The sequence below is a fragment of the Paenibacillus sp. Z3-2 genome, assembly GCF_054161325.1.
On the sequence record NZ_CP096397.1, the window covers coordinates 319,830 to 343,769 of the forward strand.

The following is a 23,940-nucleotide window of genomic DNA, read 5'->3' on the forward strand; positions in this document are numbered from 1 at the left end:
GTAATTCTATTTATAGAGACATTTTCATCTGCTCAATTATACTTGTTGAACTTTAATCAGGTTCGTATTACCGGATTGGCCAATGGGAACACCAGCGGACAATACAATAATGTCACCTTTTTCGATGTAACCTGTTTTGATAGCGTTACGTGTAGCAGACTCGAACATTTCATCCGTTGTGGTTACTTTGTCGCCCATAACCGGAATGACACCGGAGAGCAGGCAGATTTTTGCCAATACTTCTTCATGTTGTGTAACTGCGATGATCGGTGCTTTTGGACGATACTTGGAGATCATACGCGCTGTGAATCCACTCTCAGTCGAAGTGATGATTGCTTTTGCATTCAGTACGAGGGAAGAACTTACAGCGCCCTGACTGATAACTTCAGTAATATCAGCGATCTGTTGAGCCGATTTTTGTGCGAATTGCTCTTTGTAATCGATCATCGTTTCAGCACGGCGAGCAACAGCAGCCATTGTGCGCACGGATTGTACCGGATATTTACCAGCAGCTGATTCACCGGACAACATCACAACGTCTGCACCTTGAAGTACAGCATTCGCCACGTCACTAACTTCGGAACGAGTAGGGCGTGGGTTCACTTGCATGGACTCCAGCATGTGTGTAGCTACGATAACCGGTTTACCCGCGCGGTTACATTTATCGATCATTTCTTTTTGCATCATCGGAACGTCTTCGATCGGTACTTCAACCCCGAGATCACCACGAGCTACCATGATACCGTCAGATGCTTCAATGATATCATCCAGGTTCGTCATACCTTCCTGGTTTTCGATTTTGGAGATGATCTGTACGTGTTCTACGCCGCGCTCTTTCAGAATGCTGCGAATTTCACGGATGTCGTCGCCTTTACGAACAAAGGATGCTGCAATAATTTCGATATCGTTTTCGATGCCGAATCCGATGTGCATAACGTCACGCTCGGTTACACCTGGCAGTGTCGTTTTGATTCCTGGCAAGTTAACCCCTTTGCGTGGTTTCAGAATGCCGCCACTGATAATTTTACAATGGATATCGGAACCCTCTACGGACAGTACAGTCAGATCCACAAGGCCATCATCGATGAGGATACGATCGCCAGGTTTTACAACGAGGTTCAGTTCCGGATAGTTAACTGAGATACGCTCAGCGTCACCGAGAATTTCTTCGGTAGTCAGGATCAGTTCTTTGCCAGCTTGCAGGTGGCAGGATGCTTCTTTCAGTTTGCCGATACGTACTTCCGGCCCTTTGATGTCCATCATGATCGGTACATAGGTGTTCAGTTCGGAAGCCGCTTTCCGGATGTTGTTAATCCGTGTAACGTGATCTTCCAGTTCGCCATGAGCCATGTTCAAACGGGCAACGGTCATACCTTCCTGAATCATTACTTTCAATAATTCGATTGAGTCACAAGCAGGTCCCATGGTACAAATAATTTTTGTTTTTAACATGCTAATTTCCTCCTCATATTTAAGCTTATATGTGTATTGTAGCGTTTTCTGTCGAAACAGGGTATGAACTATAGTACAATGGTTAGAGTATAGTCCAGTAATGAGGTGTGTTATGGTTACTCCACTTGAAGTACGACACATTAATGGTGTTGGTTGGTACGAAGAAGCTGTGCAAACTCAAGAGACTTGGCGGCTTAGCTTGGTTACATATGGGAAATGTGTATATTGGGTGAACGGTGATAAACAGATCATGGAAAAGGGTGAATTGCTACTCATTCCAGGTGGTGTCCCGTATTATGGCAAGAGTATTCCTACGGTAACGCACACACAGATTGTGATTCAACTGCAGCGTGGTCTTACGGAAGGTTTGCCTGCACTGGAGCGGTATGAGGCTTTGCGGCATAAACCCGGATGTTATGAACTAATTCATCAACGTATGAGCGCTATCCATCAGCAGTGGCAGGAGCGTCCATCTTATTATGTCATGATGAGCCAAGCCTTATTGATGGAAGTGTTGATTTATATGAACAGAGAGCTTGATCGGGGAGTCATCCCGCCGGAGAGACATAATCATGCTGAACGGATGAAGCGATACATTGAGCGGCATTATCGGGAGAGAGTGACGAAGGAAGAACTCGGAGATGAGATTGGTAAGACCCCCAATTATGCTGCTGCATTATTCAAAAGCATGACGAATCAGACCATCAGCCAGTATGTCCATGATCAACGAATGAAAAGAGCGATATATCTACTCACCGAGTCACAACTCTCCATTCAGGAAATTGCCGAATTTCTCGGCTACCGAGACCTGTCTTACTTTTACCGCATATTCAAGCGTATAACCGGAAGTGCACCATCCGATCTGCTCCATGAACGTCCACCTATAGTATGAACACGTAATAAACTCAAACTCATCAAAGTTCTTCTATATAATAGGTTTAACCAAATCTGTATAAAGTAAAAGAGGGCCTAGGCCCTCTTTTTGTTGATATAGAAGGATAATCATCCCACCGTCACATATATTATTAGGTATTACGTATTACTGCTGGAATGGTGACTCTTCAACAGTTGCTTGTTTTTCTTACGTGTCTGCTCCAGTCGAACAGCAAAGACATGCACAGCCCAATACGCCGCTTCCGCAAACAAGATCCCGCCAGCCACATCCAACAGGGAATGCTGTTTCACAAATACGGTCGAAGCAATAATTAACCACAGCCATACTGACCAGGATATTCGTGCGAACGGCTTGAAGTTCAAGTGTCTGTTGATGATGATAAACAACAAGTAACTGGTGAGACAGTGCACACTTGGGAAACAATTATAGGGTGCATCGTTTGTATAGATGAATTGTACAAAGAAGCTGCTTAGATCGGTACCATTGACCTCTGGGCGTGGTACATAGGTGGGAAATACTGCAAAAAAGATATTCGCAGCCATAACACCAACATTATAGGTAATCAACGTACGCCAGAATAGCGACTTGTTCGTCAGACCCAGATAGAGAAATCCAAGGTACAGAATGGGCATCCAGCTAATGTATGGATAGATAAATTCTCTGATAAAAGGAATCTGTGTATCAATCCAGGCATAATTGTAGAACACATCACTTCCGGTACTACTGCCTAGAAAAACGTAAATCGACCCTTGGAGCGGTATGCACAAAATAGCTAGTAAATGCCCCCAGCGCTGAAAGAATGCTTTCATAGTATCCCCCTGATTTTCATTATGCATTGTGAAACTATCATTTTAATGGCACTTCATAGATATATGACGTTGGAGAGTCGCTACACCCCTGCAGCATTGAACTCTTGTAATACTATAATGGACAGATCCAAGCGTGAGCCATACCTGATTTTAGGGGAAAAGCATTTGAGATAAGTCTCTTTTTTGTTACTTTTATAGTTTTATCCATAATAGGGATATTCATTATACTGATCATATGATACAACTATATTGGCATACAAGTTCTTGTGACAACGAAAAAAGTAAATGAAGCGAGGGGGAACAATGCATGATTAGTTCGCCATCCAAGCCAAAACATTCTTTTTCCAAGCGTAAACCCGTGCTCACCGTCGTGATTATTGAGCTGCTTCTCTTGTTGGCCGTATTTGCTGCAGGAGCCATTGCAACGATAAAGCAACTTGATTACACTTTCCCTGTACTTATTTCCTTTACACCCATCGCCATTGTGCTAATTATCTATCTGACGTTAAAGCGCAAGTGGGGAGAGACTGGATTCCGTTCCTTGCGAAGTATCCCGGCTGGGCACGCAAAGTATTATATTCCATTACTCCTTGTACTGGGTACAATTGCCCTGAAAGGATTTGGGGAGCTAACCCTGTCCAAGGTGGCCTTTTTCGTCTTTTTCACCTTGCTCGTAGCTTTTGTGGAGGAAACGATCTATCGCGGGCTTATTTTCAAAACATTGCTTCAAAAAAGTGCAGTTGCCGCAGTCGTGACCTCCAGCATCTTATTTTCAATCACACATCTCCTGAACGCATTGTCTGGTCAGAATATGACGGATACGATCATGCAATTGATCTATGCGCTGCTCATGGGAGCTGTGCTGGCGTTATTAATGCTGAAGAACGGAAATATCGTACCGCTTATCTTGTTTCATTTCATACATAATCTGATTCAGTTTCTCGGGAATGACCTGCAAGATACAGGAACACTACCCTACGATCTGTTTATACTGGCAGTACTGATTGTATACTGTGCATGGTTGGTGTGGAGCCATCGAACGAATACATCTGTTCCTTTCAAAAGAAGCAAGCAGCGTACTACGGTTGGTCGTTAACGATCCCACCTGAAGTTATGATACGGTTTCCCGTCAGTGGTTGGAACATGGTATACTTCAGTCTGGCGGGAAGACAGGTATGTTTATGATACGAAGCCTGCCTATCCGCACATTAGGTACAGACAGTAGGTGATATTGTGGAAAAGACAGCACAGGGCGTAGCAGAATGGATGGTTCAGGAGATTAAATTCACAGGAACCCTTCATCAGGAAGCTGCAATAGAATATGTGAAGACCCATTTTGGGGAAGAGTTTGTTTTTGTGAACGAGAACGGCAATACGTCATTGTCCAAGGAAGTGAAGAAGGCTTTCCGTAAGCTTCATCGTGGGCAGATCGCCTGGGATCGGGATGCATTTATGTGGGCATGGACGTAGGGTGTTAAAATGTAGTAAGATAGTTCTTTGGTTGTGTTGGATATGCATGTCAAAATATTATATAAAAAAATGTATAAGCTGGATTAGATCTGCATATCCTTTCATAAGACCGTACACGAGCGGCTGGGCCATAAGCGTGATAAACCCTGTCCCCGTGCAGTTAATAACATGTATTTCCAAAGCTGTTTGAAAAGAAAATACAAAGATTTGCTTTTTGGCTGAATTGGAGTTATAATAAAAACAAGTTGTAGAGAGTGGAAAACCTAATTCATATATTGTAAAGGGCGATCACTTATAGGTTTATGACTGGTACCTTTTTCAATGTGTGAATTTTTATTTGCTTGCTGCAAAGAACAAAGGAACATGTTAATCTTTATTTGGAGGTGTAATTCACATGCAAAACGGAACAGTAAAATGGTTCAACGCTGATAAAGGCTTCGGTTTCATCGAAGTTGAAGGCGGAGAAGATGTATTCGTACACTTCAGCGCTATTACAGGCGAAGGCTTCAAAACGCTGGACGAAGGTCAACGCGTGCAATTTAAAATTGTACAAGGAAACCGTGGTCCTCAAGCAGAAGAAGTTGTAAAACTGTAATTAAAGCATAGCTGCCTTTAACATGTTATAATGGTAAAGGCAGCTTCTTTTTTTTGATCAGTTATACAAAAGTTGGCCCAATAGTTGTCGAGGCAGAAGTTCGGTGGAACGTAAAACTTCCGCTAAGTGTTGGCTTCTGTGAAATAACGTCGGTTAGATGTTTTTCCATAACAAAGGGGGTAGAAGTCATGTATAATCGCAAAAAACCGTTGGAAGAGATTCCACAAGCTGATGCGGCAATCTGGGAATGTACGAGTGATACGTGCAAAGGATGGATGCGGGACAATTTTGCGTTTGATAACGTACCTACTTGTCCGATATGTGCTTCTGAGATGGTTAGCACGACCAGGATGCTACCATTGCTTGAGAATTCGAATAGTAATCTGAAAACGATGCCTAAAGGAAATCGGATTTAACATAGCTTACCCGCCTCTAACGAGGTGTTTTTTTTTAAGATTAAACAGACACCCTGTGCGAAGGTAAGGGTATTAAATATGAAGTTCCCGGCATTCGTTTTGGCGAATGCCTTTTTTTGTATCATTTCTAACTGAAATTACATTGTAATTGACGTGTATAGTACGAACAAGACAAAGAACCTTTTTGCATATAGCGAAAAGGTTCTTTGTTATGACTATAATTTTAGACCACTCTTAGATTGGGGTTAGATGAAAAGGAATGGGAGCAACAGTAGTGTAGACACAAGAGCGAGTTCATACCCTGCACCGTAGCCATAGCCACCATAACCATATCCTCCGTATCCACCATAACCACCGTAAGCTGAAGATTTTGCTTTCTTAGCTGATACTGCGTTTTTCTTATTGTTTCTACGAAGTTGTTGCTTGGATTTCACTGAAGACAGGCGCGGTCCCTCGAAGCATCCATTCAAATATACCTTTCCATCCCGGCAACCTCCAAGTGTGCCGTACATATGCTTACCGTCTTTCATAATAAGACAAACGGAACGTCCCACGTGCGGAGACACCGTCTCTTCACATACCGGATGAATTCTATGCATGCATATCCCCCTCATTGTTGCGGTTTGCCGCTAAAATCAACGGTTTGTATATCATAGTAAATAGAAGAGGAATTGGTATGGACGAGTACCCGGGAAATCGAATAGGGAGGAGCCTTTTTGAGTCTGTTCCATACACTGGTAGGAGTGAGGGAGGGGATGTTGCTTGGAATATCATGACATGCTGGCTCGGTTAGGGGAGGGAAGTGCCCATCCCGGAGGTTTTTTGGCAACGATGAAGTTGCTGGATGACTTATCTCTGCCTGTGGGTAGTCATGTCCTTGAGATAGGGTGTGGCACGGGGAGGACAGCATGTTACCTGGCTAAAAGTGGCTATCGGGTAACCGCGATTGATCTGCATCGCCACATGCTGGATAAGGCAGTTCGACGAGCGAGACGAGAACGGGTGGATGTTCGATTTGTTCAGGCCGATGTAGCAGCGCTACCTTTTCCGGAAAATCATTTTGATGTGATATTTGTGGAGTCGGTTACGATATTCACCTCATGGCGGAGTGCATTTGCTGAATATAGAAGAGTTTTGAAGCCGACTGGACTTTTGGTGGATCGGGAGATGGTTCTATCCGGACGGAAGACCGAATTAATGAGCCGCAGGCTGAAACAATTTTACGGCATACGAACCCTGGCAACGGTGACAGCGTGGAGAAAGCGCCTCAAACAGTGTGGTTTTACCAAGATTGAAGTTAAAGAGCATTCGCGATCCATGGGAAAGTGGGGTGTGGATCATGATCCACATCGCGAGATGGATAAGAATTGGTATGAAGATGAACGTATGCAGCGTATGAGTCGCACCAATGATCGTTTACTTGCTAAATACGGTAAAAAATTAGGATATGCTGTTTTTGCGGCTAGGGCACCGTTGGAGCTCAAAAAGGAAAGACAGAAAAAAGGCAACTCACAATAGTGTGGGTTGCCTTTGGTGTGTTGGGATATCTCTTATTACAGCATATCGTTATCGATAATACGCCAATGGTGCTTAAGCAGGGATTCCAGTTGTAACTTATCCTTGGCTCTAAACGCATTTAAAATTTGACGGTGCTCTTCATTGACTTCGAGCAGTACCTCAGACAGCTTTGGCTTATTATCACTAACATATGACTGCCTGATGAAGCTGTTCTTCAACGTGTTTAACATCTCAATTACTGTGGCGTTACCACATCGCTGGATGTAGAGGTTATGGAACTGGTATTGGTTCTTGTTATAAGTCGCAAGATCAAGTTGGCTAATATCCTCGTCCATTCGGACAACCAAAGTTTCCATCTCCATCAGTTCGGACGGTTTGAGGTGATCTGCTGCGAGTGTGGCAGCAAGTGCCTCCAGTACACCGATTGCCTGGGAGAACTCCAGTTTTTTGCCTGCATCAAAAGGAGTGACAATAAATCCCCTGCGTGGGATGTATTGCAGCAGATTGTCCGAAGCCAGCTGAAAAAGCGCCTCCCGGGTGGGCGTGCGACTGATGTCCAGCTTTTTGCATATCTCGGCTTCGTTGATCTTCTGATTGGGAAGTAGCGTCCCGTCCTGAATCTTCTGGGCAATGTAATCGTATACGTGATCTTTCAAGGACCGGTATTTGGGTACCTCCATACCGAATCCTCCTTTCTATGTATAGTGATGATTGGGTGGGTGTGGGGCCGTACTGTGCGCGCCGTTCAGGAGTTTCAAGTTTTTATCATCTTAACACCGAGGGGGAAGTTGGGCAAGCAGACTTCATGTTTCAACCGATGTAAGTGCTGTGTTATATATAGCATATTTTATGGAATTGGAGCGTATAATTGTTTGAAAAATGATTGTGATAAACCAGACTGTTTGTTAGTATTACTTACATATAAGACCATATATTGTCTTATGTATATTGTATACGAATTAATTATGCTGCTCATTCAAAAAAAAGAATAGGGGTATGATGTGTGAAAAAAGTGCTGTTGCCAATGATGCTGTTGTTAGTGATTGTGATCATGTCCGCTTGCGGGCAGGAAAAAACGACAGGAACCGGATCGGAATCTGCTTCATCCTCGGGAAGTAGCTCTACGGAAAAGGAAATAATCGTGCTTGGAACCAGTGCAGACTATGCACCTTATGAATTTCATAAGAAAATTGATGGTAAAGATACCATCGTAGGTTTTGACATCGAGATTGCCAAAGCGATTGCGGCTGATATGGGAGCTGAATTGAAGATTGAGGACATGGACTTTGACGGCCTTCTTATGGCCCTTGGTACGGATAAAGTCGATTTTGTAATATCGGGCTTAACCCCTACCGAGGAACGCAAGAAGAACGTTGATTTTACAGATATCTACTATTATGCAGAACAGGCTGTACTCGTTAGAGAAGGCGAAGATGCGGCATTGAAGTCCATGGATGATCTCTCGGGCAAGCAGGTTGGCGTACAGAAGAGTTCCATTCAGGAAGGGATCGCTCAGGAAATAGGGGGAGCAAAGCTCACTTCTCTCGCCAAAATACCTGAACTGATTCTGGAATTGCAGACGGGCCGCGTAGACGCACTTATTCTGGAGAAGCCGGTGGCGGAGCAGTATGTGAGCAACCAAAAGGGGCTTGTTGTTGCGGGTGTAGAGATTGCCCAGGCTGAAGATGAGGGTGGTTCGGCCATCGCGGTGAAGAAAGGTAATCAGAAGCTGCTGGATCAGATCAACACTACATTGGAAAAGCTCAAATCGAATGGAGATATTGAACGTTTTGTCGTTGAAGCGAATGAGATGCTCGGTGAATAAAACGGACGAGTGAGGGATATGCCGTGAATTTAGATTTTTCCTTTCTATCAGAGCATTGGCAGGATTATGCACGAAGTGCGTGGGTTACGCTTGAGCTTTCCTTCTTCGGTGTATTGTTTGGTACGTTGTTTGGTGTGATCATGGCACTAATGCGGATATCACGAGTATGGCCAATTAGATTTGTGGCATCGGCGTATATTGAACTCATTCGAGGGACGCCGATGCTGGTACAGATTCTTATTATTCATTATGGTCTGACGGTTATAGGTGTGAACTTGCCGGCATTTATGTCGGGGGTGGTGGCTCTAACTATGAATAGCTCAGCTTATATGGCGGAGGTGTTCAGGGCCGGGATTCAAGCGATTGATAAAGGACAGACGGAAGCTTCGCGCTCCCTTGGCATGACGCATGGTATGACACTTCGTTACATTATACTGCCACAGGCTTTTCGTAACATGCTCCCGGCTATCGGCAATGAATTCATTATTATCATTAAAGATTCTTCGCTAGTCTCCATGATCGGCATAGCCGAGATTATATACACGGCCAGAACGGTTCAGGGAGTGACGTTCCAGCCCCTTGCTCCGCTGCTTGTTGCCGCCGGACTCTACTTTATAATCACATTTACACTGGCCAACTTGCTCTCCTGGTGGGAACGTAAACTGTCTACTTCTCGATAACTATTGATTAAGGATTCGAAGAAGAGCTGGGAGTAGGCTGCTGTGGAAATAGTGGGATGTAGTCGTAAATGGCGGTGGTATCGCATACATTGATATTGTATTTTGTATACAATATTTTGGAAAGGTGTTGGGCGTGTATGTCAGATTCCAAAATGTTAATTGATTGGTCGGAGCGTTATGCTGCACCTAATTATCATCCACTCCCTATTGTTATTGAACAGGCGGAAGGAGTATGGGTAGAAGATCCTGAAGGCCGCCGTTATATGGATATGTTAAGTGCATACTCTGCATTGAATCATGGTCACAGACATCCTGTGATTATACAGGCGCTCAAGGATCAGGCAGATCAGGTTACGCTGACATCAAGGGCATTCCATAGTTCTTCAGCTTCTCTTTTCTATCAGAAACTCTCACAGTTCACAGGGAAATCCAAGATTCTTGCCATGAATACAGGAGCGGAAGCAGTGGAGACTGCGGTAAAGGCAGTGCGCCGGTGGGCTTATCGTTCTAAAGGTGTGCCGGAGAACCAAGCCGAAATTATCGTATGTTCTGGTAACTTTCACGGAAGAACTTTGACGGTTACGTCCTTTTCTTCTTCAGCGGAGTATAAAAAAGATTTTGGACCGTTTACACCTGGATTCCGAATTATCCCTTATGGAGACATTGAAGCACTGAAACAAGCCATTACACCGAATACGGCTGGCTTTCTTGTTGAGCCTATTCAGGGTGAAGCTGGAATTGTTATCCCGCCCGATGGATATCTGGCTGAAGCTTTTGCATTGTGCAAACAACAGCAGGTGCTGACTGTATCTGATGAGATCCAGACCGGTTTTGGAAGAACGGGTCGCCGTTTTGCCTCTGACTGGGAAGGTGCTGAACCAGATATCTGGATTATGGGCAAGGCGCTGGGAGGAGGAGTCATGCCAATCTCGGCTATCGCTGCTAATGCGGAGATACTGGATTTGTTTGAGCCTGGGTCTCATGGTTCTACGTTTGGCGGGAATCCACTCGCCTGCGCCGTGGCTGTAGCGGCTCTGAAAGTCCTTGAAGATGAGAAGCTCGCCGAGCAATCGGAGCATCTGGGCAACTATTTTATGAAAAGACTTCGTGATATTCGCAGTTCGGCTATAAAGGATATTCGGGGTAGAGGTTTATTTATTGGGGTTGAGTTGTATGGATCAGCACGTCCCTATTGCGAACGTTTGATGTCTGCTGGACTGCTGTGCAAAGAAACCCATGAGACTACCATTCGGTTTGCTCCACCACTAACGATTAAAGAGTCCGAGATTGACTGGGCATTGGAGAGAATTGAGTTGGTTTTGACAACCAATGAAGGAGCTAACCTACATGAAAAATGATGATGATGTTCTTGATGGCATACAAGATACTTCTATTAATACAAGTCATACTTCTGTTCGGCGCAATGTTGCCATCATTAAGGTTCCTTTCGGACTCGGTGGAGCGAGAGGCGGTGCAGAGTTGGGGCCCGATGAATTAATTACAGCTGGACTGAAGCGGGAGATCGCGAGCCTGGGGCTAGTGCTTTCCAAAGAAGTGCGGGTAGAGTGTCCAACTGATCCGTCTGTCCCTGCTGAGCGTAATCGCGTGAAATATTTAAACGAAGTACGTCAGGTCAGCGAGAATGTGTTTAATGAAGTATCTGTTGCGGTAGAGGAGGGGGCCTTTCCGCTTGTGCTTGGAGGAGATCATAGTGTAGCAATAGGTACTTTCGCCGGATTAACTGCGCATTATTCTAATCTGGGGGTGATCTGGTTTGATGCGCACGCAGACTTGAATACGGAAGAACGAAGCTTGTCCGGTAACATGCATGGGATGAGTGTGGCTGCTTCTTTGGGTCATACTGCATATAACCTGTCTCACATTGCTGGAGCAGGCGCATTTATAGATCCATCCAACTTGGTCTATATTGGTCTGCGTGATCTGGATGAGTATGAGAAGGAACAGATTAAGGGACTGGGCATCCAAGCATTTACGATGCATGATATTGATAGAATGGGTATACAACGAGTTATAGAGCAAGCAATAGCTATAGCTGGAGAAGGAACGGACGGTATTCATGTCAGCTTTGACATGGACTGTCTGGATCCGCGTGAAGCTCCGGGGGTGGGCACACCTGTACCGGGTGGTTTGAATTACCGAGAGGCGCATTACGCATTAGAGCTACTTGCTTCCACGAATCAAGTTACGTCCATGGAACTGGTTGAGGTGAACCCATTGCTTGATCACAATAGACATACGGCGAGACTTGGGGTAGAACTAATCGCTTCTTTACTTGGTAAGCGGATATTATAAGCAATGAAAAGAGAAGCTGGGTATTAATGTAGTGCTTAAGGTGTAATAGTCTTCTTTATATAATAAGAAAAGAGAAAAAGAGATTTCCGAAAACCAGGGCTAGTCACAATGTATGTCCTCTAAAATCGTAATGGATGTGGCTTCCCTGGTTAAGTATATTGGATAAGTATAATAGAAGCTCGTAATAAGGATGCTGAGGTTATTGATAGTACCGGGGTGACAGATTACATATTGGGCGGATGAAGCAGGTTGTTTTCTTTATCAAAAAAAGACTTGCATTGTAAATCTGTACATGGTATATTCTAATTCCGGCCAAGAAAACACGGTTCACACGGTGCGGCAAGCGAATGAAATAAGCTTCGAAAGAAACTTAAAAAAAAGAGCTTGCTAAGTTGGTTCGGATGTGATAAGATATAAAAGTTGCTGAGGAGAACAACACTCGGTAACAAAACAAGTTTGATCTTTGAAAACTGAACAACGAGTGAGTAAACATTCTGCTTGCAGAATAAACGCGAAAGTTTGAAACAGCCTTGGCTTGGATTAACTGGAGCACAAATGAGATTTTTAATCTCGTCAGATTCAAAATGAGCTTATCGCTCTTTTCAATACTTTATTGGAGAGTTTGATCCTGGCTCAGGACGAACGCTGGCGGCATGCCTAATACATGCAAGTCGAGCGGACTTGATGAGAAGCTTGCTTCTCTGATGGTTAGCGGCGGACGGGTGAGTAACACGTAGGCAACCTGCCCTCAAGTTTGGGACAACTACCGGAAACGGTAGCTAATACCGAATAGTTGTTTTCTTCGCCTGAAGAGAACTGGAAAGACGGAGTAATCTGTCACTTGGGGATGGGCCTGCGGCGCATTAGCTAGTTGGTGAGGTAACGGCTCACCAAGGCGACGATGCGTAGCCGACCTGAGAGGGTGATCGGCCACACTGGGACTGAGACACGGCCCAGACTCCTACGGGAGGCAGCAGTAGGGAATCTTCCGCAATGGGCGAAAGCCTGACGGAGCAATGCCGCGTGAGTGATGAAGGTTTTCGGATCGTAAAGCTCTGTTGCCAGGGAAGAACGCTTGGGAGAGTAACTGCTCTCAAGGTGACGGTACCTGAGAAGAAAGCCCCGGCTAACTACGTGCCAGCAGCCGCGGTAATACGTAGGGGGCAAGCGTTGTCCGGAATTATTGGGCGTAAAGCGCGCGCAGGCGGTCATTTAAGTCTGGTGTTTAATCCCGGGGCTCAACCCCGGATCGCACTGGAAACTGGGTGACTTGAGTGCAGAAGAGGAGAGTGGAATTCCACGTGTAGCGGTGAAATGCGTAGATATGTGGAGGAACACCAGTGGCGAAGGCGACTCTCTGGGCTGTAACTGACGCTGAGGCGCGAAAGCGTGGGGAGCAAACAGGATTAGATACCCTGGTAGTCCACGCCGTAAACGATGAGTGCTAGGTGTTAGGGGTTTCGATACCCTTGGTGCCGAAGTTAACACATTAAGCACTCCGCCTGGGGAGTACGGTCGCAAGACTGAAACTCAAAGGAATTGACGGGGACCCGCACAAGCAGTGGAGTATGTGGTTTAATTCGAAGCAACGCGAAGAACCTTACCAGGTCTTGACATCCCTCTGACCGGTACAGAGATGTACCTTTCCTTCGGGACAGAGGAGACAGGTGGTGCATGGTTGTCGTCAGCTCGTGTCGTGAGATGTTGGGTTAAGTCCCGCAACGAGCGCAACCCTTATATTTAGTTGCCAGCACTTCGGGTGGGCACTCTAGATAGACTGCCGGTGACAAACCGGAGGAAGGTGGGGATGACGTCAAATCATCATGCCCCTTATGACCTGGGCTACACACGTACTACAATGGCCGGTACAACGGGCTGCGAAATCGCGAGATGGAGCCAATCCCAACAAAGCCGGTCTCAGTTCGGATTGCAGGCTGCAACTCGCCTGCATGAAGTCGGAATTGCTAGTAATCGCGGATCAGCATGCCGCGGTGAATACGTTCCCGGGTCTTGTACACACCGCCCGTCACACCACGAGAGTTTATAACACCCGAAGTCGGTGGGGTAACCGCAAGGAGCCAGCCGCCGAAGGTGGGATAGATGATTGGGGTGAAGTCGTAACAAGGTAGCCGTATCGGAAGGTGCGGCTGGATCACCTCCTTTCTATGGAGAATCGTTTCCCGCGTGGAAACATTCAAATACGCAGCTTAGCTGCAAAACACTCACTCGTTGCTCAGTTTTGAGAGCTCAAACTCTCAAACAGCTTGCTTTTGCATGGAGCTTGTTCTTTGAAAACTAGATATCGAAACGAAAGTAAATGCGAATTAGAACATTCCTTTTTAGCTGAACTTGTGTAAACAAGTTTCAATAAAAACGGTAGTTAATTGCTTTTGCGATGGTATTGAATGGGAGTGACTTTTGGCTTTGCGCAAGCAAAACAAGGGAAGCGAGCAGTCAAAACCGGAGCAATATGGTTAAGCTACTAAGAGCACACGGAGGATGCCTAGGCGCTAGGAGCCGATGAAGGACGTGGCGAACAACGAAACTGCCTCGGGGAGCTGTAAGCAAGCTTTGATCCGGGGGTGTCCGAATGGGGAAACCCAGCTGGGGTAATTTCCAGTTACTCACAACTGAATACATAGGTTGTGCAGAGGCATACCAGGGGAACTGAAACATCTAAGTACCCTGAGGAAGAGAAAACAATAGTGATTCCGTCAGTAGCGGCGAGCGAACGCGGAGAAGCCCAAACCAGAGAGCTTGCTCTTTGGGGTTGTGGGACGTCTCACATGGAGTTACAAAGGAACCGGTTAAGCGAAGAGGTCTGGAAAGGCCCGCCAAAGAAGGTAAAAGCCCTGTAGTTGAAAGTCTGTTCCCTCCGAGACGGATCCCGAGTAGTGCGGGGCACGTGAAACCCCGTATGAATCCGGCAGGACCATCTGCCAAGGCTAAATACTTCCTAGCGACCGATAGTGAAGCAGTACCGTGAGGGAAAGGTGAAAAGCACCCCGGAAGGGGAGTGAAATAGAACCTGAAACCGTGTGCTTACAAAAAGTCAGAGCCCGTTTTAGGGGTGATGGCGTGCCTTTTGTAGAATGAACCGGCGAGTTACGTTCCCGTGCAAGGTTAAGGTGAAGAGCCGGAGCCGCAGCGAAAGCGAGTCTGAATAGGGCGACATAGTACGTGGACGTAGACCCGAAACCGGGTGATCTACCCCTGTCCAGGGTGAAGGTGCGGTAACACGCACTGGAGGCCCGAACCCACGCATGTTGAAAAATGCGGGGATGAGGTGGGGGTAGCGGAGAAATTCCAATCGAACTCGGAGATAGCTGGTTCTCCCCGAAATAGCTTTAGGGCTAGCCTCGGAAAACAGAGTCGTGGAGGTAGAGCACTGATTGGGTGCGGGGCCCGCAAGGGTTACCAAGCTCAGTCAAACTCCGAATGCCATAGACTTACTTCCGGGAGTCAGACAGTGAGTGCTAAGATCCATTGTCAAAAGGGAAACAGCCCAGACCATCAGCTAAGGTCCCCAAGTGTGTGTTAAGTGGGAAAGGATGTGGAGTTGCACAGACAACCAGGATGTTGGCTTAGAAGCAGCCATCATTTAAAGAGTGCGTAATAGCTCACTGGTCGAGTGACTCTGCGCCGAAAATGTAACGGGGCTAAACACACCACCGAAGCTATGGCTTGATGCTTTGCATCAGGGGTAGGGGAGCGTTGTATAAGGGTTGAAGGTGTACCGTAAGGAGCGCTGGACATTATACAAGTGAGAATGCCGGTATGAGTAACGAAAAGATCAGTGAGAATCTGATCCGCCGAAAGCCTAAGGGTTCCTGAGGAAGGCTCGTCCGCTCAGGGTAAGTCGGGACCTAAGGCGAGGCCGAAAGGCGTAGTCGAAGGACAACAGGTCGAAATTCCTGTACCACCGTAAGCCGTTATGAGCAATGGGGGGACGCAGTAGGGTAGTGACGCGGACTGATGGATGTCCGTCTAAGCAGTAAGGCTGATGTGTAGGCAAATCCGCACATCGTAAGGCTGAGCTGTGATGGGGAGTGAAAATTACAGTAGCGAAGGTCATGATCTCACACTGCCAAGAAAAGCCTCTAGCCAGGTGATGGTGCCCGTACCGCAAACCGACACAGGTAGGCGAGAAGAGTATTCTAAGGCGCGCGGAAGAACTCTCGTTAAGGAACTCGGCAAAATGACCCCGTAACTTCGGGAGAAGGGGTGCCCCGGTAGTGTGAATAGCACGAGGGGGCCGCAGTGAAAAGGCCCAAGCGACTGTTTAGCAAAAACACAGGTCTGTGCGAAGCCGTAAGGCGAAGTATACGGGCTGACGCCTGCCCGGTGCTGGAAGGTTAAGGGGAGTGGTTAGGGACTAGTCCCGAAGCTGTGAACCGAAGCCCCAGTAAACGGCGGCCGTAACTATAACGGTCCTAAGGTAGCGAAATTCCTTGTCAGGTAAATTCTGACCCGCACGAATGGCGTAACGACTTGGGCGCTGTCTCAACGAGAGATCCGGTGAAATTTTAATACCTGTGAAGATGCAGGTTACCCGCGACAAGACGGAAAGACCCCATGGAGCTTTACTGCAGCTTGATATTGAATTTGGGTACGATCTGTACAGGATAGGTGGGAGCCTTTGAAACGTGAGCGCCAGCTTGCGTGGAGGCAACGTTGGGATACCACCCTGATCGTATCTAGGTTCTAACCTGGTACCGTAATCCGGTGCGGGGACAGTGTCAGGTGGGCAGTTTGACTGGGGCGGTCGCCTCCTAAAGAGTAACGGAGGCGCCCAAAGGTTCCCTCAGAATGGTTGGAAATCATTCGAAGAGTGCAAAGGCATAAGGGAGCTTGACTGCGAGACCTACAAGTCGAGCAGGGACGAAAGTCGGGCTTAGTGATCCGGTGGTACCGCATGGAAGGGCCATCGCTCAACGGATAAAAGCTACCCTGGGGATAACAGGCTTATCTCCCCCAAGAGTCCACATCGACGGGGAGGTTTGGCACCTCGATGTCGGCTCATCGCATCCTGGGGCTGAAGTAGGTCCCAAGGGTTGGGCTGTTCGCCCATTAAAGCGGTACGCGAGCTGGGTTCAGAACGTCGTGAGACAGTTCGGTCCCTATCTGTCGTGGGCGTAGGAAATTTGAGAGGAGCTGTCCTTAGTACGAGAGGACCGGGATGGACGTACCGCTGGTGTACCAGTTGTTCCGCCAGGAGCACCGCTGGGTAGCTATGTACGGAAGGGATAAACGCTGAAAGCATCTAAGCGTGAAGCCCCCCTCAAGATGAGATTTCCCAGTATGTAAGACCCCTTGAAGACGACGAGGTAGATAGGCTGGGGGTGGAAGTGCAGCAATGCATGGAGCTGACCAGTACTAATCGGTCGAGGGCTTATCCAATAGCAAGTTTTAAATCGCATGTTTCGTTTCGAATCTAGTTTTCAGAGAACAACAACTCTGAAATGAAAATTGGTACATCACAGAACGTGTGTATGATTTTCAGTTCCATATCTGATTTCAAGAAGCTATGCTTCGACAAATCACGTTTGGTGGCGATGGCGGAGGGGTTCCACACGTACCCATCCCGAACACGACCGTTAAGCCCTCTAGCGCCGATGGTACTTGGACCGCAGGGTCCTGGGAGAGTAGGACGCCGCCAAGCGATTTCCCTTTGGGGTATTTTTTTTGCCCCCTTTGCCAAGGAATAAGGGATATATATTAGGGCCCTTAGCTCAGTTGGTTAGAGCGCACCTCTGATAAGGGTGAGGCCGGTGGTTCGAGTCCACCAGGGCCCATAGTAATACCACAGCAAGAAATACAACAGTGTATGGGGCCATAGCTCAGCTGGGAGAGCGCCTGCCTTGCAAGCAGGAGGTCAGCGGTTCGATCCCGCTTGGCTCCACCATTCCCTGATAGCTCAGTTGGTAGAGCACTCGACTGTTAATCGAGTTGTCACAGGTTCGAGCCCTGTTCGGGGAGCCATATGGAGAGGTGTCCGAGCTGGCCGAAGGAGCACGATTGGAAATCGTGTAGGCGTCACAAGCGTCTCGAGGGTTCGAATCCCTCTCTCTCCGCCAGATAATTTTTAGCAAGGCCCGTTGGTCAAGGGGTTAAGACACCTCCCTTTCACGGAGGTAACAGGGGTTCGAATCCCCTACGGGTCATAATATGGAGGCTTAGCTCAGCTGGGAGAGCATCTGCCTTACAAGCAGAGGGTCGGGGGTTCGATCCCCTCAGCCTCCACCATATAACTTTTATAACGACGCGGGGTGGAGCAGCCCGGTAGCTCGTCGGGCTCATAACCCGAAGGCCGCAGGTTCAAATCCTGCCCCCGCAATTATACTTTCCTTTGAGAAAGTGATCTGGAACCGTGGTGTAGTTGGCCTAACATGCCTGCCTGTCACGCAGGAGATCGCGGGTTCGAATCCCGTCGGTTCCGCCATTTTTTAATTAAATATGCACCGTGCCGGTGTAGCTCAACTGGTAGAGCAACTGACTTGTAATCAGTAGGTTGGGGGTTCAAGTCCTCTCGCCGGCACCATTTTTAGTATTTACATCTGAATTTGTAATAGAATGTATATTACAAGTAAAAATGTTAATACTAAGATTCTCTTAGTGGATGAATGGCTTACTCTATGGCGGTCGTGGCGAAGTGGTTAACGCACCGGTTTGTGGATCCGGCATTCGGGGGTTCAATTCCCCTCGATCGCCCCATGATTTTTTAATGGGGATTAGCCAAGCGGTAAGGCAACGGACTTTGACTCCGTCATGCATAGGTTCAAATCCTATATCCCCAGCCATTTCACTATGAGTCATTAGCTCAGTTGGTAGAGCACCTGACTTTTAATCAGGGTGTCGAAGGTTCGAGCCCTTCATGACTCACCATTATATTTTGCGGTCGTGGCGGAATTGGCAGACGCGCACGGTTCAGGTCCGTGTGGGCTAACCCCCCGTGGAGGTTCGAGTCCTCTCGACCGCACCATATATTTTGCGGACGTGGCTCAGCGGTAGAGCATCGCCTTGCCAAGGCGAGGGTCGCGGGTTCGATTCCCGTCGTCCGCTCCAATATTTGCGCCCTTAGCTCAGCTGGATAGAGCGTTTGACTACGAATCAAAAGGCCGGGAGTTCGAATCTCTCAGGGCGCGCCATTATTTTCATAAGTATCGGGATGTAGCTCAGCTTGGTAGAGCACCTGGTTTGGGACCAGGGGGTCGCATGTTCAAATCGTGTCATCCCGATTTTTTTATTTGCGGGTGTAGTTCAATGGTAGAACTTTAGCCTTCCAAGCTAATAGCGTGGGTTCGATTCCCATCACCCGCTTCCTAATAACGTATAGAAGAGCCTTTGCTTATAGCGGGGGCTCTTTTGTTTGAGTCTATAATTTCATTTCGTTCACTACACAAAAACGACAAGCCCCTCTTCCTGCGTACATCGTAGGAGAGGAGCTTGTCTTTTTAAGTTAGAGCCCGCGATTAGTATCTTTCCAGAATCGTCTGTGTTTTCAAGCCATCGGCAGGAATCAGCCAGTTATTGTTCTCCAGCAATTGCAGCAGTTGAGTGCGCAGTCCGGATACGGCTACAGCATCATCAGTTTTGAAAGAGACTTCTACGATATTCTCAATACCTGTACCTGCTGCGTCACGGATCGGCCATACTTCGAGTGTAAGCTCTTGACCATTCCATGTACCTTCATATCGTTGGAACGTTACCGGACCATAGGCACGAGATTGCGTAAGCTGTTGTTTGCCCCAGTTGGAGGCAGTCCAGTTTTTCAATTTGCCTGGAAGCTTGTCCAATAACATGTTCAAGGCTTCCTTTTCAGAAGGAAGTTGGACACCTGTCGCCTTGGTATCGACTTTTTTGGTGTTGGAGAAGCTTAAAGTTTGTTTACCATATCCCCAATCAATCTCAGCCTCGTAATTATCATCCGATTCATCAAAACCCTCTTGATTAGCCAGAGTCAGCGCTGCGTTGATGTCGCCATTGATCACTGGGTACCGCTTTTTGTAGGTCAATTCGTAATTATTTTTGTCATCTTTTTTACGAAAACGGACGTTCCATCCTTGCTGATCCAATCCGAGAGAATTGGTGTCGAAGTACTCTACGTTAATATTTCTGGGCGTGGAATTCAGGCCGAGTGTCTGAATCACTTCACTGCGTGGTGTCCCATCGGTATTCAATACAAGTTCCGGCTTGGCCAGAAACTTCACTTCATAAGCAGGAACGGCATTGGCAGCAGCTGAAGCCTGTGGTGCTCCCAGAAATGTCATTCCACTTCCCAATGTTACGATGCTCAGCATCAATGAGGCGGTTACCTTTTTCCACTTTTTCAAAACCAATCACTCTCCTAATCTGGATTAACGTACAGACTCAACTTTATCGCCCGAATATATGAAAGCGATTAACGGGGAGAGCTCATTGCGTTAACCCTGCATAGATTTGATGAATGGTTAACGATACTTTATTGAGGGTCAGGTCAGTCATGCATGGAAAAGGGGAAATCCGTGACTCACCTCTCGTAGTACTTCTTTGAAGCGGTTCACCTGAACTGACGGGTGACGGTCCTTGTTATGTACAGTGTAAATATGGCGGGGTGCCTGCTCTCCTGGAATGGGGAGAACTTGAATGAGCCCGTGTTGTTCCTCCCATTGTACCGCCATCCGAGACATGAATGAGACATGCCCCCCGAGTAACACGAGTTGTTTGATCGCTTCCAGGGAATCCATCTCTACGGTGCTCCGCAAACGAATGTCATGTTGCGCGAGCCATTGATTGGTTAACCGCCGAGTACTGGATTCATTGCCATGTAAGGCAAAAGGGATCTGTGCGATATGATCAGGTGTTAATACATCATGCTGGGCCAACCTATGCTGCGGAGAACAGATCAATACCAGGTCGTCTTCACACAGCGTCTCGGCTTGCAGCGCGGGTCCAACAAACGGCTCGGAAGAGATCACACCCAGATCAATCTGATGTCGAATCAGCATCTCGCGAATGACAGGTGATGGTTTGACGGATAAGACGATACGGATGCCAGGGAATTCCTGCGAAAAGGTATTGAGCATGGAGGGCAGCAGGTATGTAGCGGGTACATAGCTTGCCCCAATGTGCAGGGTGCCCCGATAGAGACTGTCATATTCTTTTACAACCCGTCGTGCTTCTTGGGTTAGAGCATTGATTTTAACGGAGTAATGCAGCAGAGCTTGTCCGGCCTCGGTTAGAAACGTCTTGCCACTGCGCGATTCGAATAATCGCACACCCATCTCTTCCTCCAATGACTTCATATGAAATGTAACGGTGGGTTGCTTGATCCCCAGTAACTCGGCCACGCTTGTCATGTGATGATGTTTGTCGATCAGCTCAACAATTTGCAATTTGATCAGATTCAATGTCCCAACACTCCTCTCATTTCTACTAGCCCCAATATATAAGATGATCTAATGTTTTCATAAAGACGGAGAGTACAGAACCAATCTGAAGAAGCGAAGCCAAAAGCTTTCTGGAAGAAAGCTGCTTCGGAAGCATATGCTTCGCCTTTATCCCCGGATTTCTCCCTTCATAAAGGGAATATAAGAAATCTGGGATAACAGCGATCGGAAGATGGTGCTGTAATCGAAGCGAAAACATGAAAATTAATTTAGTTCACCTACTATAGATTTAATCTATGAACATCAACAGAATTCATCTAAAAAGTTAATTCCAATTTTACAAACAAGACATACAACTCGCGAAAGCGGACGTTAGACTGAGAACAGTGCAAGAGATCAAGTAACAAAAGACAGGCAGGGATGCTTATGAAATTAGAGATGACTGGAATTCAAAAATCATTTAATCAAACACCCGCACTGCTGCCGACAGATCTAACGCTTGAACATGGAAAGTTCACGACACTTCTCGGCCCATCGGGCTGCGGCAAAACAACTCTGCTCCGCATGTTGGCCGGGCTGGAGCAGCCGGATGCGGGGGAGATTCGTGCAGATGGTCAGTGTATCTACTCTGCGGCGAAGCGGATTGATATACCGACACACAAGCGTAATCTGGGCATGGTGTTTCAGGATTTTGCATTATGGCCGCATATGACCGTATACGAAAATGTAGCGTTTGGCCTGAAGGCCGGAAAACAGAAATCCGATCTGCGGCAAAAGGTGAACGAAGCACTTGACATGGTTCGCCTGCAAGGCATGGAAGATCGATATCCTCATCAGCTGTCTGGTGGACAGCAGCAACGGGTTGCTTTTGCCAGAGCCGTAGCTGTCAGACCTGGTGTGATCCTGTTCGATGAGCCACTGAGTGCACTGGATGCTGTACTCCGGGAAGAGATGCGGATTGAGATGATGTCACTGGTTCGGGACATGGGACTGACTGCGCTGTACGTCACACATGATCAGATTGAAGCGATGTCGATGTCAGATGAGATTGTGGTGATGCAGAAAGGGCGGATATTGCAAAAGGGAAGCCCGGAAACGATCTACTCGGCCCCAAGTGATCCGTATGTCGCTTCGTTTATCGGAAAGTCCAATTGGCTCACGCCTAACCAATCGATGGTACGTCCGGAGCATGTTACCTGGAACAAAACAGGTCATGATGATCTGTGTTATCCGGGGACGGTACTTAGTGTCAGCTATGTAGGTGAGCGTTACGAAGTACGAGTGCAGATGGAAGGGCTGGGCGTATGGACAGCCTATATGAACCAAAGAGTACGGGTAGGAGAGCGGGTTCAGCTTCATATAGCCCCCGAGCGGATATGCCGAATGGATGGTTATGACAACCCGAGTGTGAAGCACAGAGAAGTTATAGCAGCCGCCAATTAAAGTAGTGAAAATCAAACAGAAACCAAGGGAGATGGAATGAGATGTTAGGGATGAAAACACGGAAAAAGAGTGCAATGCTGTTATTAACTGCGGTAATGAGTATCAGTTTGTTCGGATGTAGTACAGGGAACACAACCACAGGCAACGCGGCACAACCCGCGGGTGAAGGAAACACAGCGGCGGCGGAAACAACGAAACCGGCTGGCGGCAAGTTGGTATTGTACAGTGCTGGCCCACAGAAGCTGGCGGATAACATCGTAAGCGGATTTACGGACAAAACAGGTATCGAAGTCGAGATGTTCCAGGGAACAACAGGCAAAATTTTGGCTCGTATGGAAGCAGAGAAGTCCAATCCGGTGGCAGACGTTGTCATTCTGGCCTCTTTACCTTCAGCACAGGCTCTGAAAGCCGATGGACTGACTATGCCTTATCCTGATGCAGCCAATGCAGACAAGCTGAACAAGGATTGGTCAGATGCAGAGGGCAACTACTTCAGTAGCAGCGCTTCCGCACTGGGTATTGTGTATAACACCAAACTGGTGTCTACACCACCAACAAGTTGGGCAGAGCTTGCTACGCCTGCGTGGAAAGATGCAGTGAACATTCCCGACCCTACATTATCAGGTTCAGCACTCGACTTCATCACAGGGTACCTGAGTGCGAATGGTGAAAAAGGATGGGATTTACTGAGTGCCTATAAAGCCAATGGTGTAGCGATGGCAGGCGCCAATCAGGAAGCACTTGATCCCGTCATCACGGGTGCCAAAAGCATCGTAGCGGCAGGTGTGGACTACATGGCGTATTCCTCCAAGGCAAAAGGTGAGCCACTGGATATCGTATATCCTGAGGAAGGTACGGTAATCAGCCCAAGACCGGCAGCGATTCTGAAATCCAGTCCAAATGTAGAGAACGCTAAAGCGTTCATTGACTACTTGTTGTCCGATGAAGCACAGAAGCTCGTTGCTGATGCTTATCTGATTCCGGGCCGTGAAGACATTGAAGCGACCAACCGTGCCAATGTGAAGGATATTCCACAACTTAAAGTGGATTGGAACTGGATGAGCGAGCATGGCGAAGAAACAGCAGCACGTTTTTCGGAGACTTTTAAGTAAGGCACAGTACAAAAAGACAATTAGGCAAAAGGAATACCTGCTGT

General features: G+C 47.2%; 18 protein-coding genes, 17 tRNA genes and 3 rRNA genes. 32 read left to right on the top strand and 6 right to left on the bottom strand.

Going from position 1 to position 23,940, the window contains the following annotated elements:
• Positions 1-36: 36 nt before the first annotated feature.
• Complete coding sequence (gene pyk / locus M1D71_RS01545) at positions 37-1,452, bottom strand: pyruvate kinase (RefSeq protein WP_339239141.1); 1,416 nt, start codon at positions 1,450-1,452, stop codon at positions 37-39.
• A 112-nt stretch (positions 1,453-1,564) separates the two neighbouring features.
• On the opposite strand from pyk, the gene M1D71_RS01550 reads away from it, so the two are divergent.
• Complete coding sequence (locus tag M1D71_RS01550) at positions 1,565-2,344, top strand: helix-turn-helix transcriptional regulator (RefSeq protein ID WP_458124969.1); 780 nt, start codon at positions 1,565-1,567, stop codon at positions 2,342-2,344.
• A gap of 140 nt (positions 2,345-2,484) precedes the next feature.
• Here M1D71_RS01550 and M1D71_RS01555 read toward each other — a convergent pair whose 3' ends face one another.
• Positions 2,485-3,156: a phosphatase PAP2 family protein gene (locus M1D71_RS01555; protein ID WP_458124970.1), complete on the bottom strand. Its 672-nt coding sequence runs from the start codon at positions 3,154-3,156 to the stop codon at positions 2,485-2,487.
• Between the two features lie 307 nt (positions 3,157-3,463).
• Between M1D71_RS01555 and M1D71_RS01560 the strand changes: the two genes are divergently transcribed.
• The 4 genes from M1D71_RS01560 (at position 3,464) to M1D71_RS01575 (ending at position 5,637) form a co-directional block, all read left to right on the top strand.
• Positions 3,464-4,252, top strand: coding sequence for a CPBP family intramembrane glutamic endopeptidase (locus tag M1D71_RS01560; RefSeq protein WP_458124971.1), 789 nt, complete (start codon positions 3,464-3,466; stop codon positions 4,250-4,252).
• Positions 4,253-4,389: 137 nt separating this feature from the next.
• Positions 4,390-4,626, top strand: a complete 237-nt coding sequence (locus M1D71_RS01565; protein ID WP_036607962.1) for a DUF6953 family protein — start codon at positions 4,390-4,392, stop codon at positions 4,624-4,626.
• Positions 4,627-5,020: 394 nt separating this feature from the next.
• Positions 5,021-5,221, top strand: coding sequence for a cold-shock protein (locus tag M1D71_RS01570; protein ID WP_024633772.1), 201 nt, complete (start codon positions 5,021-5,023; stop codon positions 5,219-5,221).
• A gap of 188 nt (positions 5,222-5,409) precedes the next feature.
• Complete coding sequence (locus tag M1D71_RS01575; protein WP_017691121.1) at positions 5,410-5,637, top strand: cold-shock protein; 228 nt, start codon at positions 5,410-5,412, stop codon at positions 5,635-5,637.
• A gap of 245 nt (positions 5,638-5,882) precedes the next feature.
• Here the strand turns inward: M1D71_RS01575 and M1D71_RS01580 are convergent, their stop codons facing one another.
• Positions 5,883-6,236: a hypothetical protein gene (locus tag M1D71_RS01580; protein ID WP_458124972.1), complete on the bottom strand. Its 354-nt coding sequence runs from the start codon at positions 6,234-6,236 to the stop codon at positions 5,883-5,885.
• A gap of 163 nt (positions 6,237-6,399) precedes the next feature.
• On the opposite strand from M1D71_RS01580, the gene M1D71_RS01585 reads away from it, so the two are divergent.
• Positions 6,400-7,155, top strand: coding sequence for a class I SAM-dependent methyltransferase (locus M1D71_RS01585; RefSeq protein WP_458124973.1), 756 nt, complete (start codon positions 6,400-6,402; stop codon positions 7,153-7,155).
• A gap of 35 nt (positions 7,156-7,190) precedes the next feature.
• Here the strand turns inward: M1D71_RS01585 and M1D71_RS01590 are convergent, their stop codons facing one another.
• Entirely contained in the window at positions 7,191-7,835 is a 645-nt protein-coding gene (locus M1D71_RS01590) for a GntR family transcriptional regulator (protein ID WP_458124974.1), read from the bottom strand.
• Between the two features lie 323 nt (positions 7,836-8,158).
• Here M1D71_RS01590 and M1D71_RS01595 point away from each other — a divergent pair, with 323 nt between their 5' ends.
• From M1D71_RS01595 to M1D71_RS01710, 24 genes are all read left to right on the top strand, one after another.
• Entirely contained in the window at positions 8,159-8,980 is an 822-nt protein-coding gene (locus tag M1D71_RS01595) for a transporter substrate-binding domain-containing protein (RefSeq protein ID WP_458124975.1), read from the top strand.
• A 23-nt stretch (positions 8,981-9,003) separates the two neighbouring features.
• The gene (locus M1D71_RS01600; protein WP_458124976.1) at positions 9,004-9,660 is read left to right on the top strand and encodes an amino acid ABC transporter permease; all 657 of its coding nucleotides are present in this window, start codon (positions 9,004-9,006) and stop codon (positions 9,658-9,660) included.
• Positions 9,661-9,797: 137 nt separating this feature from the next.
• On the top strand, positions 9,798-11,018 hold the full coding sequence (locus M1D71_RS01605) for an ornithine--oxo-acid transaminase (protein ID WP_458124977.1): 1,221 nt from the start codon (positions 9,798-9,800) through the stop codon (positions 11,016-11,018).
• The gene (rocF, locus tag M1D71_RS01610) at positions 11,008-11,973 is read left to right on the top strand and encodes an arginase (protein WP_458124978.1); all 966 of its coding nucleotides are present in this window, start codon (positions 11,008-11,010) and stop codon (positions 11,971-11,973) included. Before M1D71_RS01605 ends, rocF begins: the two co-directional genes overlap by 11 nt.
• 610 nt (positions 11,974-12,583) lie before the next feature.
• Positions 12,584-14,136 (top strand): 16S ribosomal RNA (locus M1D71_RS01615).
• Positions 14,137-14,445: 309 nt separating this feature from the next.
• Positions 14,446-17,373, top strand: a 23S ribosomal RNA gene (locus M1D71_RS01620).
• 145 nt (positions 17,374-17,518) lie between these two features.
• A 5S ribosomal RNA gene (gene rrf / locus M1D71_RS01625) occupies positions 17,519-17,635 on the top strand.
• The 16S, 23S and 5S rRNA genes sit together here with 17 tRNA genes alongside, the layout of an rRNA operon.
• 59 nt (positions 17,636-17,694) lie before the next feature.
• Positions 17,695-17,768 (top strand) — tRNA-Ile (locus M1D71_RS01630).
• Between the two features lie 34 nt (positions 17,769-17,802).
• A tRNA-Ala gene (locus M1D71_RS01635) sits at positions 17,803-17,878 on the top strand.
• 1 nt (position 17,879) lies between these two features.
• Positions 17,880-17,955, top strand: a tRNA-Asn gene (locus M1D71_RS01640).
• Between the two features lie 3 nt (positions 17,956-17,958).
• Positions 17,959-18,050, top strand: a tRNA-Ser gene (locus M1D71_RS01645).
• Positions 18,051-18,065: 15 nt separating this feature from the next.
• Positions 18,066-18,137 (top strand) — tRNA-Glu (locus M1D71_RS01650).
• Between the two features lie 6 nt (positions 18,138-18,143).
• Positions 18,144-18,219: transfer RNA gene (locus tag M1D71_RS01655), tRNA-Val, on the top strand.
• A gap of 17 nt (positions 18,220-18,236) precedes the next feature.
• A tRNA-Met gene (locus M1D71_RS01660) sits at positions 18,237-18,310 on the top strand.
• A gap of 27 nt (positions 18,311-18,337) precedes the next feature.
• Positions 18,338-18,415: transfer RNA gene (locus M1D71_RS01665), tRNA-Asp, on the top strand.
• A gap of 23 nt (positions 18,416-18,438) precedes the next feature.
• A tRNA-Thr gene (locus M1D71_RS01670) sits at positions 18,439-18,514 on the top strand.
• Between the two features lie 97 nt (positions 18,515-18,611).
• Positions 18,612-18,687: transfer RNA gene (locus M1D71_RS01675), tRNA-His, on the top strand.
• Between the two features lie 11 nt (positions 18,688-18,698).
• A tRNA-Gln gene (locus M1D71_RS01680) sits at positions 18,699-18,773 on the top strand.
• Between the two features lie 9 nt (positions 18,774-18,782).
• Positions 18,783-18,858, top strand: a tRNA-Lys gene (locus tag M1D71_RS01685).
• A gap of 9 nt (positions 18,859-18,867) precedes the next feature.
• Positions 18,868-18,955 (top strand) — tRNA-Leu (locus M1D71_RS01690).
• Positions 18,956-18,963: 8 nt separating this feature from the next.
• Positions 18,964-19,038: transfer RNA gene (locus tag M1D71_RS01695), tRNA-Gly, on the top strand.
• Positions 19,039-19,044: 6 nt separating this feature from the next.
• A tRNA-Arg gene (locus M1D71_RS01700) sits at positions 19,045-19,121 on the top strand.
• Between the two features lie 16 nt (positions 19,122-19,137).
• Positions 19,138-19,211: transfer RNA gene (locus tag M1D71_RS01705), tRNA-Pro, on the top strand.
• Between the two features lie 11 nt (positions 19,212-19,222).
• Positions 19,223-19,293: transfer RNA gene (locus tag M1D71_RS01710), tRNA-Gly, on the top strand.
• Between the two features lie 152 nt (positions 19,294-19,445).
• On the opposite strand, the gene M1D71_RS01715 is transcribed toward M1D71_RS01710, so the two are convergent.
• Together M1D71_RS01715 and M1D71_RS01720 are read right to left on the bottom strand one after the other, a co-directional pair.
• Complete coding sequence (locus M1D71_RS01715; protein WP_458124979.1) at positions 19,446-20,306, bottom strand: hypothetical protein; 861 nt, start codon at positions 20,304-20,306, stop codon at positions 19,446-19,448.
• A 147-nt stretch (positions 20,307-20,453) separates the two neighbouring features.
• Positions 20,454-21,362, bottom strand: coding sequence for a LysR family transcriptional regulator (locus M1D71_RS01720; protein WP_458124980.1), 909 nt, complete (start codon positions 21,360-21,362; stop codon positions 20,454-20,456).
• A 405-nt stretch (positions 21,363-21,767) separates the two neighbouring features.
• On the opposite strand from M1D71_RS01720, the gene M1D71_RS01725 reads away from it, so the two are divergent.
• On the top strand, positions 21,768-22,784 hold the full coding sequence (locus tag M1D71_RS01725) for an ABC transporter ATP-binding protein (protein ID WP_458124981.1): 1,017 nt from the start codon (positions 21,768-21,770) through the stop codon (positions 22,782-22,784).
• 41 nt (positions 22,785-22,825) lie between these two features.
• Positions 22,826-23,896, top strand: a complete 1,071-nt coding sequence (locus M1D71_RS01730; RefSeq protein WP_458124982.1) for an ABC transporter substrate-binding protein — start codon at positions 22,826-22,828, stop codon at positions 23,894-23,896.
• Positions 23,897-23,940 lie beyond the last annotated feature (44 nt).